2 protein-coding genes are annotated in these 1,233 nt (G+C 40.1%); both read right to left on the bottom strand.

The annotated features are described in order from the left end of the window. Positions 1-191: 191 nt before the first annotated feature. Complete coding sequence (locus CDZ87_RS16860) at positions 192-434, bottom strand: hypothetical protein (protein WP_172953608.1); 243 nt, start codon at positions 432-434, stop codon at positions 192-194. 198 nt (positions 435-632) lie between these two features. Continuing rightward, a complete protein-coding gene (locus CDZ87_RS16855) occupies positions 633-1,064 on the bottom strand; it encodes a GNAT family N-acetyltransferase (protein WP_100754551.1) in 432 nt (143 codons plus the stop codon). Positions 1,065-1,233 lie beyond the last annotated feature (169 nt).

Raw genomic sequence — 1,233 nt, 5'->3', positions numbered from 1 at the left:
AAGAACATAGATCGAAGAAACTTTAAGCCACTGAAATACAAGTAAACATAACGCCGCATTAAGTGGTGAGCAACGCCTACCCCTGAACCTAACGCATTGTGCCGTAAACACTTTAGTTGAAGCAAACCCAAAATGCCGAGCGTTGGGAATCCGTCTTAAATGCTTTGTTAGCTCTCTGTATGGCGCATAAGTTATTGAAACTCTTGACCATGATTTTCTAAGGTTGCTTTGCCACAAATAGTACAAACAATATACCTATCAGTTAACTCTAAAGAAGCACCTCCAGGTAAGGAAGCAGCGGAACCACTAAAGAAGCCATCTAGAAAGGCTTTAAACTGTTCTTTTTTAGACTTGCCATATTTCGATGGTTTTTGCTTCATTGCTTCTTTGTGTTCAGTGTCCTTTCCACATTTTTCACAAAACTGAGTATTCATACTGCCTCCCAAATTGATTGTCACAGCAAACATCAAATCCACCATGATTTTAACTCTGCGATGAATTTTAAAAAGATAGCTAACGCCGCGTTAAGTGGTGAACAACGCGACTACCTAACCTAAACCATTGTGCCGTAAACACTTAAGCTGATACAAACCAAAAGTGCTAAGCGTTGTGAATCCGTCTTAAACGCTTTGTTAGCCGTTTTTGACGCCAACTATAGAAAAGTGGTGACTAGCGATATTGAAACCTTCGCGTAAATAGAACTTATGCGCTGGAAAACGCTGAACACCAGAATCCAAATGTATTTGTTCGCAACCGCTTTCTAAAGCATATTTTTTAAACCAATCGATAATAAATTTACCTACTCCACTCGAACGAAATTGCGCATTAGTTACCAAGTCTTCAATGTAAATATGCTTACCCCAAGCAAGCTTTTCACCTACGCTAAAGCCTGCTGCTGCTAGTACGCCTTCTGGCGATTTGACATAGACGACTTGGTAACCGTTTGATTGCTGCTTCTCGATCTGACCAGACAAAGTATATAAGTTGTAATTTGGGCGAAGTTGTAACAACACTTCTAGGACTGACTCGTAATCAGAATTTTTTTCTAAAAATTGTACTTCCATGTTTTCTCCATTTTGACGGCTAACGCCCAATTAAGTAGCCCGAAACGCACTGGCTCACTTTCCGCATTGCTCCCTAAACACGAAATTCAACGCAAACCAAAATCGCCGAGCGTAGAGGGTCTGCTTGAATTGTTTGTTATGTTTTACCACAAATGACTGATTTATTTGG

It is taken from the genome of Vibrio salilacus, from assembly GCF_002811245.1.
Lineage (GTDB): Bacteria > Pseudomonadota > Gammaproteobacteria > Enterobacterales > Vibrionaceae > Vibrio > Vibrio salilacus.
The sequence above is the reverse complement of the archived record's forward strand: the minus strand, read 5'-3'. Positions and strand labels throughout refer to the sequence as shown.

Coding starts and splice junctions, on each gene's coding strand:
- CDZ87_RS16860 (WP_172953608.1), bottom strand. CDS start 434: ATGAATACTCAGTTTTGTGAAAAATGTGGAAAGGACACTGAACACAAA.
- CDZ87_RS16855 (WP_100754551.1), bottom strand. CDS start 1,064: ATGGAAGTACAATTTTTAGAAAAAAATTCTGATTACGAGTCAGTCCTA.